This window comes from Micromonospora sp. L5, assembly GCF_000177655.2.
GTDB lineage: Bacteria > Actinomycetota > Actinomycetes > Mycobacteriales > Micromonosporaceae > Micromonospora > Micromonospora aurantiaca.
The window spans coordinates 3668993-3683500 of sequence record NC_014815.1 but is presented as its reverse complement, the minus strand read 5'-3'; the positions used below and the strand labels follow the sequence as shown (position 1 = coordinate 3683500).

Below are 14508 nucleotides of genomic sequence, written 5' to 3'. Positions count from 1 at the left end.
CGTCCGGGCCCGGCCCACCGACCCGACCCGGAGACCCCCGTGCCGCTGCCCCACCCGGCCCGCGTACGCCGGCATCACCGCTCCGCGGACCGCACCGGACGCCTCCGCTCGGTCCGCGTCCAACTGCTGGCCCCGATCCTGGTGGCCACCGCCGGTCTGGTCGTGCTGGGGGCGGCGCAGACCGGCGCCGCGCTCGACGCGTCCGCCGACGCCGACCGGGCCCGCGTGCTGGCCGGCACCGCCACCGCGACCGTACGGCTGGTGCACGAGCTGGAACGCGAACTGGCCGAGACGGCCGCGTTGCGCCAGCGCGGCGGTACGTCCGGCCGCCCGCTCGTGGACGCGCAGCGCCGGCGGGTGGACACGGCGGTGGAGCGCTACCGCTCGGCGCAGGGTGACGCGCGCCGGGCCGCCCCGGATCTGGCCGGGGTGCTCGACGACGTGGGCGGGCGCCTGGCGCAGCTCGCACCCACCCGGGACCTGGCGTTGGCCGGTGAGCGCGGCGACCCGGCGTACGTGTCGCTCGTGGAGTCGCTGCTCGCGGTCGCGGACGCGCTGCCGAGTCAGCTCCGCGACGCCGACCTGGCCAACCAGGCGCGCGAGGTGGCAGCGGTGGCCGCCCAGGAGCACCTGTCCGCGCTGGAGCGCGACCTGCTGCGGGCGGTGTTCGTCAGGGGTGGACTGCAGAGTGGCGAGCTGGCCCGGCTGGGCCGGCTGCGGGGTGCCCGGGAGCAGCGGCAGGCCGAGTTCCTGCGGATCGCCTCCGCCCCGGCGAACAGGGCCTGGTACCGGCTGGTCGACGGCACCGACGTGACCACTGCCCGCCGGATACGTGACGCCGTGCTCGACTCCGACGGCGCGCCGGGCACGGTGAAGACCGACGGTGACGCCTGGTACGTGGCGCAGAGCGGCGCGATCCGCCGGTACAACCTGCTCGGCCGGGACCTGACCGACGGACTGGACCGGGACGCGGCGGACCTGGCCGGGACGGCCCGGTTGCGTGCGGTGCTGACCGCCGGCGCGACGAGCACCGTCGCACTCGGCTCGCTCGTCACCGCAGTGCTGCTGGCGGTACGCACCAGCCGCCGGTTGCGCCGGCTGCGGGTGGCCGCGCTCACCATGGCGAACCGGGAGCTGCCGGAACGGATCACCGCGATCGCGGCGGGCGAGCGGACCCCGGCGGAGGGTCCGGCGACCCGGATGACCGACGGGATCAGGCGCGGCAAGGACGAGGTGGCGCAGGTCGCCGAGGCGTTCGACACGGTGAACCGGGCCGCGTTGCGGCTGGCCGGGCAGCAGGCCGAGTTGCGGCTGGACGTGACCCGGATGGCGGAGGCGCTGGCCCGGCGCATCCGTACGCTCATCACCCGGCAGCTGCGGCTGCTCGACGACTTCGAGCGCGAGGAGACCGACCCGGACGCGCTGGCCCGCCTGTTCGCGCTGGACCACCTCGCCGCCCGGTTGCGCCGCAACGGCGAGAACCTGCTGGTGCTCGCCGGTGGCGAGCCCGGCCGGGGGCACGAGGGCGCGTTGCTGCTGGACGACGTGGTGCGGGCGGCGGCCTCCGAGATCGAGGACTACCCGCGGGTCGAGATCGACGTGCCGACCGCTGCGGTGCACGGCGCGGCGGCCGGCAACCTGGTGCACCTGCTGGCCGAGCTGCTGGAGAACGCCACCGTCTACTCGCCACCGGAGGCCCGGGTGCTCGTCGACGGGCGGCGCACCGTCGACGGGCTGGTGCTGCGCGTACACGACCAGGGCATCGGTGTCAGCGAGAGCCGGCTGACCGAGATCAACGATCGGCTGGCCGCGCCGGCCACGCTGTCCAGCGCGGCGGCGGGCAGCATGGGCCTGCACGTGGTGGCCCACCTGGCCGCCCGGCACGGGATCCGGGTGCAGTTGCACAACCCGGGCACCGGCACTGTGGCGCAGGTCGACGTACCGGAATCGGTGCTGACCCGGGTCGAGTCGGTGGCGTCCCGGCCGACGGCCGAGCGGCGACAGCGCGCCGCGGCCTGGTTCAAGTCCGGGCCGGCCGGTGGCCGCAGTCTCGTCACCAGCGCCACGACCGTCGGCCCGGTACGCGGCGTCGCCGCCGTCCGCACGCCCGGTGGCGCGCTGCTGGCGCCGAGCGCGGCGCGGATCCGGCCGGTGAGCGTGCCGCCGACGCCCGTCCCGACCACCGCCGCCGGGCTGCCACGGCGGCAGGTGGGCGGCCACCTGCCCGAGCCGATGCCGGACACCACCGCGCCGCCGCCGGCGATCGACCTGCTCGACCCCGAAGTGGTACGCGCCCGGCTGTCCGCCCTCGCCGAGGGGGTGGCCAGCGCGACCCGCCGTGCCCCGAACACCACACCCAACGGGAGAAGACCATGACCTCACCGTCCTCCGCCGGCCTGGACTGGCTGCTGGCGAACTTCGCCGAGCAGGTGCCGGACGTCTCGCACGCGCTCGCGGTCTCCGAGGACGGGCTGCGGCTGGCGTCCTCACCCGACCTCGCCCCCGACCAGGTCGACCAGCTCGCGGCGGTGATCAGCGGGCTGGCGAGCCTGACAGTGGGCGCGGCCCGGCTGATGTCCGCCGGCCGGGTACGTCAGCAGATCGTGGACATGGACGGCGGGGTGATGCTGGTGATGGCCGTGGGTGAGCGGGCGCTGCTCGGCGTGCTGGCCGCGCCCGGCTGCGACCTGGGGCAGATCGGCTACGAGACGGCGACGCTCGTGCAGCGGGTGGCGGAGGCGCTGGAACCGGCGGTGCGACGGTGACCGGCCGCCCGCTGCGGCTGCTGGCCGCGCTGATGACGGCGGTGCTGGTGGTCGGCTGCGCGGCCGAGGACTCCGCCCCGGAGGCGTGGCACGGCGGGCGGATCTTCCTGGCCACCGGCAACACCACAGGCGTGTACTACCAGCTCGGCGGCGGGTACGCCGACCTGATCACCCGCCACCTGCCCGGGTACGAGGCGCGGGCGGAGCCGACCGGCGCGTCGGTGGAGAACATCACCCGGGTGGCGAGCGGGGACATGGAGATCGCGTTCAGCCTGGCCGACACGGCGGCGGACGCGGTCGACGGGCGAGGGGCGTTCGACAAGCAGCCGCAGCCGGTACGGGCGCTGGCCCGGGTCTACAGCAACTACACGCACGTGATCGTCCGCGCCGACGGAAAGATCGGCAGCTTCGCCGACCTGCGCGGCAAGCGCATCTCCACCGGTTCGCCGAAGTCCGGCACCGACATCATCGCCGGGCGCCTGCTCACCGCCGGTGGCATCGACCCGAACCGGGACATCCAGCGGTTCAACCTGTCGCTGCCGGAGACCGTCAAGCGGATGCGCGCCAAGGGCCTGGACGCCATGTTCTTCTCCGGCGGCCTGCCCACTCCCGGTGTCAAGGATCTGCTCTCGTCCGCACCGGGCACGTTCCGGCTGCTGCCGATCGACGAGCTGATCGAGCCGCTGAGCGCCCGCTTCGGCGCTGTCTACACCACCGCGACGCTGCCGAAGGAGGTCTACGGCACGCCCGAGCCGACGCCGACCATCACCGTGTCGAACGTGATCCTGGTGGCGGCGGACATGCCGGAGCAGCTCGCGTACGACCTGACCCGTGTGCTGTTCACCTGGCAGGGCGAGTTGATCCAGGTGCACCCGGAGGCGGCGAACTTCAACCGGTCCAGTGCTGCGGCGACCCGCCCGATCCCGTTGCATCCGGGCGCGCAGCGGTTCTACCGCACCGGCTGAGCGCGGGACCGCCTGCTACGGCGTCCAGTCGCGCCGCAGCAGGCCGTAGATCACCAGGTCGGTGAAGCCGTCGCCGTCGTACTCGCGGTCCCGCTGGGTGCCCTCGTGGACGAAGCCGCACCGCTCGGCGGTACGCCGCATGGCCGTGTTGCCGGCGAGCGTCTCGATCTCCAGCCGGCGCAGGTTGCGGTTGCGGAAGCCGTACCGGCAGAGCAGCCGGATCACCTCGGTGCCGTAGCCCTGGCCGCGCGCCTCCGGCAGCAGCGTGATGCCGAGGTGGGCGTACCCGTTGAAGGCGTTGATGCCCCAGAGCACGCCGGTGCCGAGGAACGTGCCGTCGGCGACGGTCTCGGCCAGCAGCGACACCGGAGCGGCGGCCTCCGGCTGCTCGGCGGCACGCTTCTCCAGCCGGGCCCGGACCTGCCCGACGTGGTGCGGCAGGAACGGCTCGTCGTCGGTGACCAGGTGCAGCTCCGGGTCGCTGTGCAGCCGGAACATGTCCGGCGCGTCGTCGGGGGTGGGCGTACGCAGGCGGACCCGGTCGGTGGCGAACATGCCGCGACGCTAACGGCGGACGGGTGGGCCGACAACCGGATTTGGCCTCCCTACCGACCGGTCGGTAGGGTGGTGCGTATGACCCCGCTCGTGCTCGCCACCGCCCTGACCAAGACCTACGGGACGCGCGACGCCCTGCGCGCGCTCGACCTGACAGTCGCGCCGGGCAGCCGGTTCGTCGCGCTCGGCCACAACGGCGCCGGCAAGTCCACGCTGCTGGAGATCATCGCGACGCTGCGCACCCCGACATCCGGCTCGGTACGCGTCGGCGGCTTCGACACCGTCACGCAGGCGCGGGACGCCCGGCGCCTGATCGGCCTCGCGCCGCAGTCGAACGCCCTGGACCCGCTGGCCACCCCGACGGAGGTGCTCGACTTCCATGGTGTCGCGCTCGGGCTCGGCCGCCGTGAGCGGACCCGCCGTACGCGGGAACTGGTCGACCTGTTCGGCCTGGGCGAGCACCGCGCGGCCCGGGTCGCCACGCTCTCCGGCGGCACCCGCCGCAAGCTCGACCTGGCCGTGGCGCTCGTCGCCGAGCCCGCCGTGGTGATCCTGGACGAGCCGACCACCGGCCTGGACCCGCTCGCGCGCATCGACTTCTGGACCGAGCTGACCCGCCTCAACCAGGCCGGCACGTCGCTGCTCATCTCGACCCAGGACCTGCACGAGGCGGACGTGCTCGCCACCGAGATCGCGGTGCTCCGGGAGGGCAGGGTGGTCGCCCAGGGTTCACCGGCGTCGCTCAAGCAGCGCGTCGGCGCCCGTACGCTCACGCTCGACCTGTCCGGCGCCGCCGCCGCTGCCGCGTTCGCCGCCGCGTCCGAGGCCGGGTTCCGCGCCGACCCCGACCGCCCGGACCGGGTACGCCTCAGCGTCCCCGACGATCCGCGCGCCCTGGCGAAGGCCCTGACCGAGGCCGGAGACGCCGCCGCCGACATCACCCGGCTGCACCTCGCCGAGCCCTCCCTCGACGACGTCTTCGTCGCCCTCGCCGCCCGCTGAGGCGTGATCCCACCGCACCCCGAAAGGCCCGAACCCGTGCTCCCGCTCGCCGTCGCCCCGCCCCGCCGCTCCCCGGCCCCTGTCGTCCTCGCGGCGATCAGACGCTCCACGCGCGCCGTGCTCCGTACGCCCGCACTGCTTGTCGCCCCGGTCGCCCAGTCCCTGTTCTTCCTGCTCGTCTACGCCGGGCAGCTCGACGCCGTCGGCAGCACCTACCTGGACGGGACGAGCTTCATCGCGTTCCTGCTGCCGCTGATCCTGCTCACCGGCGTCGCCACCGGCGCGGGCGCCGCCGGCACGCTGGTGCTGGGCGACCTCAGCAGCGGATACCTCGACCGCCTGCGGCTCGCCCACGGCACCACGACACCGTTCCTCGTCGGCCCGGTCGTCGCCGCGCTGATCGCCGTCGTCCTCCAGATGGCGGTGACAGTGGCCGGGGCCGCGGCGATCGGCTACCGGCCGGCGAGCTGGTCCGGCGTCGCCGGGATGCTGCTGCTGATGCTGGCCCTGGGCGTCGGTGTCGCGCTGCTGAGCACGGCGCTCGCGATCCGGTCGGCCTCGGCGTCGGCCACCAACCTGGTCACGCTCGCCGTGTTCGGCCTGTCGTTCTTCACCGGCGTGTTCGCGCCGGTCGACGAACTCGCCGGCTGGATGCGGGTGATCGCCGTGGCCAACCCGCTCACCTATATCGTCGACACCGCCCGCCAGCTCGGCGGCGACGCGGCGCTCACCGCGGCCCCGATCGGCGTGGCGGCGATCGTCACCCTCGCCGTCGCCGGGACCGCGGCCTGCGCCCTCGCCCTCCACCACGCGAGGAAGAACCGATGAGCCCAGCCGACACCCGCACCCAGATCATGGACGCCTTCGCCGAGCAGCTCGCGGCGACCGGCTACCGGGGCATCTCCCTGGTCGGCGTGGGCCGCAACGTCGGCATCCAGAAGCCGTCCATCTACCACCACTTCCCCGGCGGCAAGGAGGATCTCTACATCGCGGTGGCGGAGCGGTACATCCGGGACGTCGGCGCCCGGATCTCGGCGGCGCTGGCCGGCCCCGGCGACGTGCCGCACCGGCTGCACGCGCTCGCCACCGTCGCCGCCGGTCAGCACGGCGACGCCGTCACGTTCGAGCAGCGCATCTACGACACGCTGCCGCTCGTCTCCGCCGCGACCAGCGAGCGCGTCTCGGGACTCTACGTCGCCCTGATGCTGGCGCCGGTGACCCGGTTCTTCGCCGACGCCCGGGCCGAGGGCGTCGTCACCGGCGAACCGGAGTTCCTGATGAACGCGTTCCTGCACCTGGCCCGCGCCGCCGACCTCACCGACGAGACCGGACCCGCCCGGATCGTCGCGCTCTTCCTCGACGGCGCCCGCCCACGTGCCTAAACTAAGGACTTAGCTAACCGAGGAGGTCGCGCAATGTCGGCTGAGGCTGCGCACTACAACATGCATGACGCCAAGACCCACCTGTCGCGCATCATCGAGCGGGTGGAACGCGGCGAAGAGATCATCATCGACCGGGCGGGCACCCCCGTGGCGAAGGTCGTGCCGCTCGTGCGCCGCGCCAACCGCACGGCGGTCGGCTCCCTCGCCGGGCAGGTGGACCTCTCCGGTGACTGGGACTCGCCACAGACCAACGCCGAGATCGCCGCCGACTTCGGAATCGGCGCATGACCCTGCTGCTGGACACCCACGTCGCGCTCTGGGCCATCACCGGCGACGCCACCCTCGGTGTCGAGTTCCTCGACCGGCTACGCCACGACCCAGATGTCTTCCTCTCCCCGGTCAGCCTCTGGGAGATCACCATCAAGCAGCAGGCGGGGAAGCTCTCCGGCCCGCCCGATCTGGCCGAACGGGTACGCGACATGGGTTTCCGTGAACTACCGGTGACCCACGACCACGCCATCACCGCGGGCCGCCTGCCGCCGCATCACCGTGACCCCTTCGACCGCATGCTGGTGGCTCAGGCGATCACGGAGAATCTGACCCTGGCCACGCGCGACGCTTCCATCCCGCTCTACGAGGTCGACGTCCTCAAGGTGTAGGTGTCAGGCGTCGGCGGGGGTGGTGGCGGCCCGCGCCGCCGCGACCAGCCGGGCGGTCTCGTCGGTCACCGCCTGGTCGTCGGTCGGCGTCCCCGGGTCGTAGCGGACCGTCCAGGTCAGGCCGTCGACCCCGGGCACCCGCCGGGCCGCGATCCGCCCGGAGCCGCCGGGCACCTCGTGGTGCGAGGTGTACGCCACCGAGCCGGTGACCCGGGCCCGGACCTGGTGCGGCAGGTCGCCCGGGTCGACGAGCAGGTACGTCTCGGGGAGGCCGTCCGCGACCACCAGGTAGCCGTCGCGCTCGGCGACCGGCTCGGCCGGGGTGACTGTCAGCTCGCGGCCGGACCAGACCGCCTTGAGGATGTCGTGCCAGCCGAGGCGATCCACGCGGCCGGGCAGCCAGAGCCCGCGGTTGCTGGCGACCAGCACGCCGTCGTTGCCGCCCTCGCCGGTGCCGGCGGCGGCCCAGGCGAGCACCCGCTCGTCGGCGGCCAGCGGCGGCCGGTCGGCCGAGGGCAGTTTCGGCCGGCGGTTGAACAGACCCATCACAAACCTCCGGCGGCCTGCTCGCGCAGTGCCCGTGCGTGCTGTTCCAGCGAGAGCAGTTCTCCGAACAGGGCGAAGTACTCGTCCTTGTTGCTCACCGGGTTGACTCGCTGGATCTTCGACTTCAGGTCGCGGATGCGGCCCGTGACCGAACTCCACTGGAGCCGGGCCATGGTGATCGAGACGTACCGCGGGTCGGGCTCGCCGTCGATGCGCAGCGGCTCCACCGCCAGCTCACCGATCAGCGCCTGCCCGGCCAGGTCGTCGCAGGCGTCGCGGACCCGCTCGATCCAGACGGCGCCGCCGGTGGCGCCGGACGCGCCGCCGGCCGCTGCGACTGCGGCGCGTACCGCGACGTGCACCGGGTGCTGGTAGTCGGTCGCCTCGACCGCGTCGAACATCGGGCCGGCCAGGACCGGCTCCTGCAACGCCAGCTTCAGCGCCTCCCGCTCCACCATGGACCGGGGACTGTCCACGCTGGGCGCCCCCTGACGAGGGCGCGCGGGTGCGGCGGGCGTACCGGGCGCCGGTTGCCCGTTCGCGGCGGTGAGCACCGCGCGCTGCACCGGCTCGATCTCCATGCCGAGGTCACCGGCGAGCTTGCGCACGTACTCCGGGCGCTTCTCCCGGTCCTTGATCTTCGCCACCAGCGGCGCGGCGCGGCGCATGGCCTCGACCCGGCCGTCGACGGTGTCGAGGTCGAACCGGCTGATCACGTGCCGGAGGGCGAAGTCGACGAGCGGCTCACGGCGGGCCACCAGGTCACGCACGGCCAGGTCGCCCTTTGCCAGGCGCAGCTCGCACGGGTCCATGTTGTCGGGGCTGACCGCGATGAAGGTACGCCCGACGAAGCGCTGGTCGTCCTCGAAGGCGCGCAGCGCCGCCTTCTGCCCGGCCGCGTCGCCGTCGAACGTGAAGATGATCTCCCCCGCCCGTTCGTCGCTGTCGAACAGCACCCGGCGCAGCACCGAGATGTGGTCGCCGCCGAACGCCGTGCCGCAGGTCGCGACCGCTGTCGGCACGTCGGCGAGGTGGCAGGCCATCACGTCGGTGTAGCCCTCGACCACCACCACCTTGCCCTGCTTGGCGATCTCCCGCTTGGCCTGGTCGATGCCGTAGAGCACGTGCGACTTCTTGTAGATCGGCGTCTCGGGGGTGTTGAGGTATTTCGGGCCGTCGTCGTCGTCGAAGAGCTTGCGGGCGCCGAAGCCGATCACGTCGCCGGTGATGTCCCGGATGGGCCACATCAGGCGGCGGCGGAACCGGTCGATCAGCGAGCCGGAGCGGGCCGGGCGGGACAGGCCGCCGGTGACCAGCTCGTCGTGGGTGAAGCCCTGCTGGCGCAGGTGCTTGGTGAGCAGGTCCCACCCGTCGGGGGCGAAGCCGCAGCCGTACCGCTCGGCGGCGGCCCGGTCGAAGCCGCGCCCGGCGAGGAACTCGCGGGCCGGGCGCGCGCCGGCGGTGGTGAGCTGGGCCCGGTAGAACTCGACGGCGGCGGCGTGCGCGGCCACCAGACGCTGCCGCTGCCCCTGCTGCGGGCGGGTACGCGGCGTGGACCGGTCGTCCTCGACGTAGCGCAACTGGATGCCGGCGCGGGCGGCGAGCCGCTCGACGGACTCGACGAAGCTGAGGTGCTCGGCGTCCATCAGGAACTTGATCGCGTCGCCGCCGACCCCGCAGCCGAAGCAGTAGAACACGTTGCGGGCGGGCGAGACGTTGAACGACGGGCTCTTCTCGTCGTGGAACGGGCAGAGCCCCTTGAGGTTGCCGCCGCCGGCCGACTTGAGCGTCACCACCTCGGAGATGACGTCCGCGATGGCGGTGCGCTCGCGGACGAGCGCGATGTCCTCGTCCCGGATCCGCCCCGCCATGACCGCCACCCCCTCGGCGTACATCCTGCCCTGCCGGACCGACGTTGCGGCGGCCGGGGGGACGGGCGTGCGGCCGGCCACGCCCGTCCCCGCCGGCTCAGGCCGAGCGGGCCGCCGCGGGATCGCCGATGCGCGGGAACGGCTCGATGGAGAAGACCACCTCGACCGGCACCTCGAAGTACGCGGCGATGCGCAGCGCCAGGTGCAGGCTGGGCCGGAACTCGCCGCGCTCCAGGTAACCGACGGTCTGGTAGTGCACACCGAGCGCGTCGGCCAGTTGCCGGCGGGAGATGCCCCGTTCGGCGCGCAGCACCGCGATCCGGTTGTGCACGGTCTCGCTCATCGACGCCCTCTCATCCGACCCGCTGCATGGCCCGTTCCCGCCGGGCCGCGACCCGCGAGCCGGACTCCCGGCGGGCCATCCGGCGCAGCACCACCGGGGCCAGCACGAGCCCGAGCACCGCCCAGGCTCCGAGCACGCCGACCGTCTCCAGGTGCCGCCAGGAGCCGCCGAGTTCGACAGCCGCCAGGTCGCCCGGGAGCAGCGCCGAGCGCATGCCCAAGCCTAGCCAGTAGAGCGGGAAGACCTGGGCGACGCCCTGGAGCCAGCCGGGCAGGCCGTTGATCGGGTAGAAGATGCCGGACAACGCGATGAGACCGAAGATCGGCATCACCACCAGGCCCATGTTGCGCGGGTTCTCGACCAGCGAGCCGATCACCGCGCCCAGCGGCAGCGTCGCCACCAGCCCGAGCGGCACCACCCAGGCCAGCGTGAGCCAGGCGCCGGGGTCGCCGAGCCGCAGCCCGTCGAGGAAGAACAGGCCGGGCGTGAGCTGGATGACGACGCCGATCAGCGCGACCGCCGACACCAGCACGATCTTGCCGACCAGGTAGCCGAGCATGCCGTCCGGGATGGCCTTGGCGCGCAGCAGCGTGCCGTCCTCCCGGTCGATGACGAGCTGGTTGGCCAGCCCGAGCAGGCCGCCGAAGAGCAGGCCCATGCCGAGCGCGCTGGGCAGCGTACGGGCGCCGAGGGAGAAGTCGGTGCCGGGCACCGTCGAGCCGCGCATCCAGAACACGGCGACCAGCAGCACCACTGTGGGGAAGAAGTAGGTCCAGAGATCCTGGCCGTTGGTGAACGTGGCGCGCAGCTCGATCACGCCGCGCCGCAGCCCGGCCCGCAGCGCGTTGGTGGTCGGGTTCATCGGTTCGCCTCCTGCTGCCACACCCGCTCGGCCCGGCCGGTACGGATGCCGGTCTCCTCCTCGTGCACCAGCGCCAGGTACGCGTCCTCCAGGCTGGCCCGGCGCACCTCCAGCTCGCGTATCCGGTCGCCGTGCTCGCGGAGCAGGTCGCGCAGGAACGCGGTGGCGTCGCCGGTGGCGTGCACGTACCGCTCGCCGTCGCGGGTCCAGCGCACCTCGGCGTCCCCCGCGACGCGCCGGGCGAGCTGGTCGGGCGACCCCTCGGCGATGATCCGGCCGCCGGCCAGGATGAGGATGCGGTCGGCCAGCTTCTCCGCCTCGGCCAGGTCGTGCGTGGTCAGCACGATGGTGGTCTCGTCCAGGTCGGCCAGGCGGTGCACCAGCTCGTGGAACTCGCGCCGGGCGGCCGGGTCGAACCCGACTGTGGGCTCGTCCAGGAACAGCAGTTCGGGGCGGCCGACGATGCCGACAGCGACGTCGAGCCGGCGGCGCTGACCACCGGAGAGCCGGGCCACCCGGCTGCCGGCGTGCGCGCTCAGGCCCACGGTCTCCAGCAGCTCGTCGACCGGCCACGGGCGCGGGATCCGGTCGGTGGCGTACGGCGCGTAGAAGTCGCCGAGGTGTGCGAGCAGCTCCCGCACCCGCCACTTGCCGTGGTCGCGCCAGGACTGGAGCACCACGCCGAGCCGCGCGCGCCACCGTTCGTCGCCGCGGGCCGGGTCGGTGCCGAGCACGCGCACCGTGCCGGCCGAGGGCAGCCGGAAGCCTTCGAGGATCTCGATGGTGGTGGTCTTGCCCGCGCCGTTGGGCCCGAGCAGCGCCACCACCTCGCCCCGCCGGGCGGTCAGGTCGACGCCGTGCAGCACGTCGACGGCGCCGTAGCGCATACGCAGATCCCGCACGTCGAGGACGAGATCCTCGTCGGGAGGTCGGGGGGACGCGACGGCCCCCGGGAGTTCGACCGCAGTCATGCCCCGGAATGTAGCATCCCTACTACAAGACGAGGTACCCCCACTCAGGGGCGGGGGCGATGGAACCAGCGCGTGACGGGAGCCGGATCCTCCTCCTCGTACGACCGGGCCGCGTTCACCGCGGCGGCCAGGCCGGAACGGCGGGGCCGGGGCCCGGCGCGCAGCATCGGATCGGCGGCCATCTCCCGGAGCACCGCGACGGCCAGGCCCAGCATCACCACGACGAACGGCAACGCGACCAGGATGGTCGCCTGCTGCAGCGCGGCCAGGCCACCGGCCAGCAGCAACGCCGCCGCGACCGCGCCGATCAGCACGCCCCAGAGCACCACCACCCCGCGATGTGGCCGCAGCGCGCCGCGCGAGCTGAGCGAGCCGAGCACCAGCGACGCGGAGTCCGCGCTGGTGACGAAGTAGAGCGCGATCAGCACCATGGCGAGCACGCTCGTCAGCGTGGCCAGGGGCAGCGCGTCGAGCAGCCCAAACAGCGCCTGCTCGGAACCGGCGCCCACGTCCGCCACCAGGTCCCGGGTGCCAGTGGTCTGCGTACGCAGGGCGGTCCCGCCCATCACCGCGAACCAGACGGTGCTCGCGCCGCTGGGTATCAGCAGCACCCCGATCAGGAACTGACGGACCGTACGGCCGCGCGAGATGCGGGCGATGAACGTGCCCACGAACGGCGCCCAGGAGATCCACCACGCCCAGTAGAAGACGGTCCACGAGCCCAGCCAGGCCGGGTCGGAGAACGCCCCGGTACGCGTCGACATGCGCACCAGGCCGCTCAGATAGTCACCGACCGAGGCCGGCAGCACCTCCAGCGTGTAGACGGTCGGACCGACCACGAACACGAACAGCATCAGCGCGACGGCGATCAGCACGTTCGTGGTGGACAGCCACTTGACGCCCCGGTGCAGTCCGGAGAAGGCGGACACGACGAAGGCGAGCGTGAGCGCTCCGATGATCGTCAACTCGACGGCCCGGCTGTCCGGCACCCCGGCCACCAGGTCGAGGCCGGCCGCCACCTGGAGCGCACCCAGCCCGAGACTGGTCGCGGAGCCGAACACGGTGGCGAAGACGGCGAGCAGGTCGATCCCGCGGCCGAGCGGGCCGTCGGTCCGGTCCCCGAGCAGCGGCGCGAACGCGGACGAGATCCGGTTGCCCCGCCCCTTGCGGAACGTCGAGTACGCCAGGGCCAGCGCCGCGATCGCGTAGATGCCCCACGGGTGCAGCGTCCAGTGGAAGAGCGTGTACTGCATGGCCGCCGAGGCGGCGGCGCCGGTCTGCGGCTCGACTCCGGAGGCCGGCGGCGGCGTGGCGTAGTGCTGCATCGGTTCGGCGACGGCGAAGAACACCAGGCCGATGCCCATGCCGGCGCTGAACATCATGGCGACCCAGGCCAGGGTGTTGAACTCCGGCTCGTCGTCGTCGGCGCCCAGCCGGATCCGGCCGAACCGGGAGGCGGCCACGACGACCGCCAGCACCAGAAAGGCGTCGGCCGCGACCACGAAGAACCAGCCGAACGTGCTCACGGCCCAGGCCAGGCCGGACTCACCGAACCGGGCCAGTGAACCCCGGGCGAACACGCCCCACAGCACCACCGCGAGCACACCGGCTACCCCGGCGCCGAGCACCACCCGGTCTACCCGCTGGGCAACGGCCCGCCGCCCCGATTGTCCCGTCATGCCTCCATCGTCGGCGGGCCGGGCGCACCGCCGCGCCGGAATGCCGCAGGAACCACGTCAGGACACGACGGCGGCTGCCTCCTCGGCCTCCACTGCGGCGTTCCAGGCCGGCTTGGTGGACCGCCAGCCCTCGTCGTCCATGCCACGCCGCCAGTAGCCGGAGATGGACAGGTCGCCCCGGGGCACGCCGCGCTCGACGCGCAGCAGCCGCCGCAGCTCCTTCATCGCCCCGGCCTCACCGTGCACGAACGCGTGCACCCGGCCGGGCGGGAACGCCAGCGCCCGGACCGCCTCGACCAGCGGCTCGCCGTACGGACGCCCGTCGCGGTGCAACCAGCACACCTCGACCTCACCCGCGCTGGTCAGGGGCAGCTCGTCGGCCGGGCCGCCGACCTCGACGTACACCTTCGCGGGCGCGCCCACCGGCAGCCGTTCCAGGGCGGCGGCGATGGCCGGCAGCGCGCTCTCGTCGCCCGCCAGCAGGTGCCAGTCGGCAGCCGGGTCCGGCGCGTACGCGCCGCCCGGCCCGGTGAACAACACCCGGTCGCCGGGACGCAGCGCCGCCGCCCACGGCCCGGCCAGACCCTCGTCGCCGTGGTGCACCACGTCGACAGTCATCTCACCGGCCGCGGCGTCCCAGGCCCGGACCGTGTACGCGCGCAGGCGCGGCCACTGCTCCGCCGGGAACTCCCGCTTGATCGTGGCCAGGTCGACCGGGTCCGGGTAGGTCACCCCGGCCGGCGGGAAGACGAACTTCACGTAGTGGTCGGTGTACGCGCCCACCGGCAGCCCGGCCAGCTCGGCGCCGCCCAGGACCAGGCGGATCAGGTGTGGGGTGGGCCGCGTGGTCCGGACGACCGTGGCGGCGGTGAGCTTCTTCGGGCGATCCGTCATGCGCTTAGGCTAGC

At 73.5% G+C, this 14508-nt stretch carries 16 protein-coding genes; 8 read left to right on the top strand and 8 right to left on the bottom strand.

Going from position 1 to position 14508, the window contains the following annotated elements; all coding sequences use genetic code 11:
• Nucleotides 1-39 precede the first annotated feature (39 nt).
• The 3 genes from ML5_RS17445 to ML5_RS17435 are packed head-to-tail and all read left to right on the top strand — an operon-like array spanning nucleotide 40 to nucleotide 3730.
• Entirely contained in the window at nucleotides 40-2376 is a 2337-nt protein-coding gene (locus ML5_RS17445) for a nitrate- and nitrite sensing domain-containing protein (RefSeq protein WP_013475558.1), read from the top strand.
• A complete protein-coding gene (locus tag ML5_RS17440; protein ID WP_013475557.1) occupies nucleotides 2373-2765 on the top strand; it encodes a roadblock/LC7 domain-containing protein in 393 nt (130 codons plus the stop codon). The genes ML5_RS17445 and ML5_RS17440 overlap by 4 nt, the downstream gene beginning before the upstream one ends.
• Complete coding sequence (locus ML5_RS17435) at nucleotides 2762-3730, top strand: TAXI family TRAP transporter solute-binding subunit (RefSeq protein WP_013475556.1); 969 nt, start codon at nucleotides 2762-2764, stop codon at nucleotides 3728-3730. Before ML5_RS17440 ends, ML5_RS17435 begins: the two co-directional genes overlap by 4 nt.
• A 15-nt stretch (nucleotides 3731-3745) precedes the next feature.
• On the opposite strand, the gene ML5_RS17430 is transcribed toward ML5_RS17435, so the two are convergent.
• A complete protein-coding gene (locus tag ML5_RS17430; RefSeq protein ID WP_013475555.1) occupies nucleotides 3746-4285 on the bottom strand; it encodes a GNAT family N-acetyltransferase in 540 nt (179 codons plus the stop codon).
• A 78-nt stretch (nucleotides 4286-4363) separates the two neighbouring features.
• Here ML5_RS17430 and ML5_RS17425 point away from each other — a divergent pair, with 78 nt between their 5' ends.
• The 5 genes from ML5_RS17425 to ML5_RS17405 are packed head-to-tail and all read left to right on the top strand — an operon-like array spanning nucleotide 4364 to nucleotide 7328.
• Nucleotides 4364-5287, top strand: coding sequence for an ABC transporter ATP-binding protein (locus tag ML5_RS17425; protein ID WP_013475554.1), 924 nt, complete (start codon nucleotides 4364-4366; stop codon nucleotides 5285-5287).
• A gap of 36 nt (nucleotides 5288-5323) precedes the next feature.
• On the top strand, nucleotides 5324-6115 hold the full coding sequence (locus tag ML5_RS17420; RefSeq protein ID WP_013475553.1) for an ABC transporter permease: 792 nt from the start codon (nucleotides 5324-5326) through the stop codon (nucleotides 6113-6115).
• Nucleotides 6112-6669, top strand: coding sequence for a TetR/AcrR family transcriptional regulator (locus tag ML5_RS17415; RefSeq protein ID WP_013475552.1), 558 nt, complete (start codon nucleotides 6112-6114; stop codon nucleotides 6667-6669). The genes ML5_RS17420 and ML5_RS17415 overlap by 4 nt, the downstream gene beginning before the upstream one ends.
• A 33-nt stretch (nucleotides 6670-6702) precedes the next feature.
• Nucleotides 6703-6957 (top strand): type II toxin-antitoxin system Phd/YefM family antitoxin, encoded by a 255-nt coding sequence (locus tag ML5_RS17410; RefSeq protein ID WP_013475551.1) that lies wholly within the window; start codon nucleotides 6703-6705, stop codon nucleotides 6955-6957.
• Nucleotides 6954-7328 carry a type II toxin-antitoxin system VapC family toxin gene (locus tag ML5_RS17405; protein ID WP_013287925.1) on the top strand — a complete coding sequence of 125 codons (375 nt, stop codon included), beginning with the start codon at nucleotides 6954-6956 and terminating at the stop codon, nucleotides 7326-7328. Before ML5_RS17410 ends, ML5_RS17405 begins: the two co-directional genes overlap by 4 nt.
• A 3-nt stretch (nucleotides 7329-7331) precedes the next feature.
• Here ML5_RS17405 and ML5_RS17400 read toward each other — a convergent pair whose 3' ends face one another.
• The 7 genes from ML5_RS17400 to ML5_RS17370 all read right to left on the bottom strand — a co-directional run bounded on the left by ML5_RS17400 (nucleotide 7332) and on the right by ML5_RS17370 (nucleotide 14494).
• Nucleotides 7332-7874, bottom strand: coding sequence for a hypothetical protein (locus ML5_RS17400; RefSeq protein ID WP_013475550.1), 543 nt, complete (start codon nucleotides 7872-7874; stop codon nucleotides 7332-7334).
• Nucleotides 7874-9769, bottom strand: coding sequence for a DNA primase (gene dnaG / locus ML5_RS17395; protein ID WP_013475549.1), 1896 nt, complete (start codon nucleotides 9767-9769; stop codon nucleotides 7874-7876). Before dnaG ends, ML5_RS17400 begins: the two co-directional genes overlap by 1 nt.
• Nucleotides 9770-9842: 73 nt before the next feature.
• Complete coding sequence (locus tag ML5_RS17390) at nucleotides 9843-10088, bottom strand: helix-turn-helix transcriptional regulator (RefSeq protein ID WP_013287928.1); 246 nt, start codon at nucleotides 10086-10088, stop codon at nucleotides 9843-9845.
• Between the two features lie 10 nt (nucleotides 10089-10098).
• Nucleotides 10099-10950, bottom strand: a complete 852-nt coding sequence (locus ML5_RS17385) for an ABC transporter permease (protein ID WP_013287929.1) — start codon at nucleotides 10948-10950, stop codon at nucleotides 10099-10101.
• A complete protein-coding gene (locus tag ML5_RS17380; RefSeq protein ID WP_013475548.1) occupies nucleotides 10947-11921 on the bottom strand; it encodes an ABC transporter ATP-binding protein in 975 nt (324 codons plus the stop codon). Before ML5_RS17380 ends, ML5_RS17385 begins: the two co-directional genes overlap by 4 nt.
• A 44-nt stretch (nucleotides 11922-11965) precedes the next feature.
• A complete protein-coding gene (locus tag ML5_RS17375; RefSeq protein WP_013475547.1) occupies nucleotides 11966-13600 on the bottom strand; it encodes a BCCT family transporter in 1635 nt (544 codons plus the stop codon).
• Nucleotides 13601-13657: 57 nt separating this feature from the next.
• On the bottom strand, nucleotides 13658-14494 hold the full coding sequence (locus ML5_RS17370) for a siderophore-interacting protein (protein ID WP_013475546.1): 837 nt from the start codon (nucleotides 14492-14494) through the stop codon (nucleotides 13658-13660).
• Nucleotides 14495-14508 lie beyond the last annotated feature (14 nt).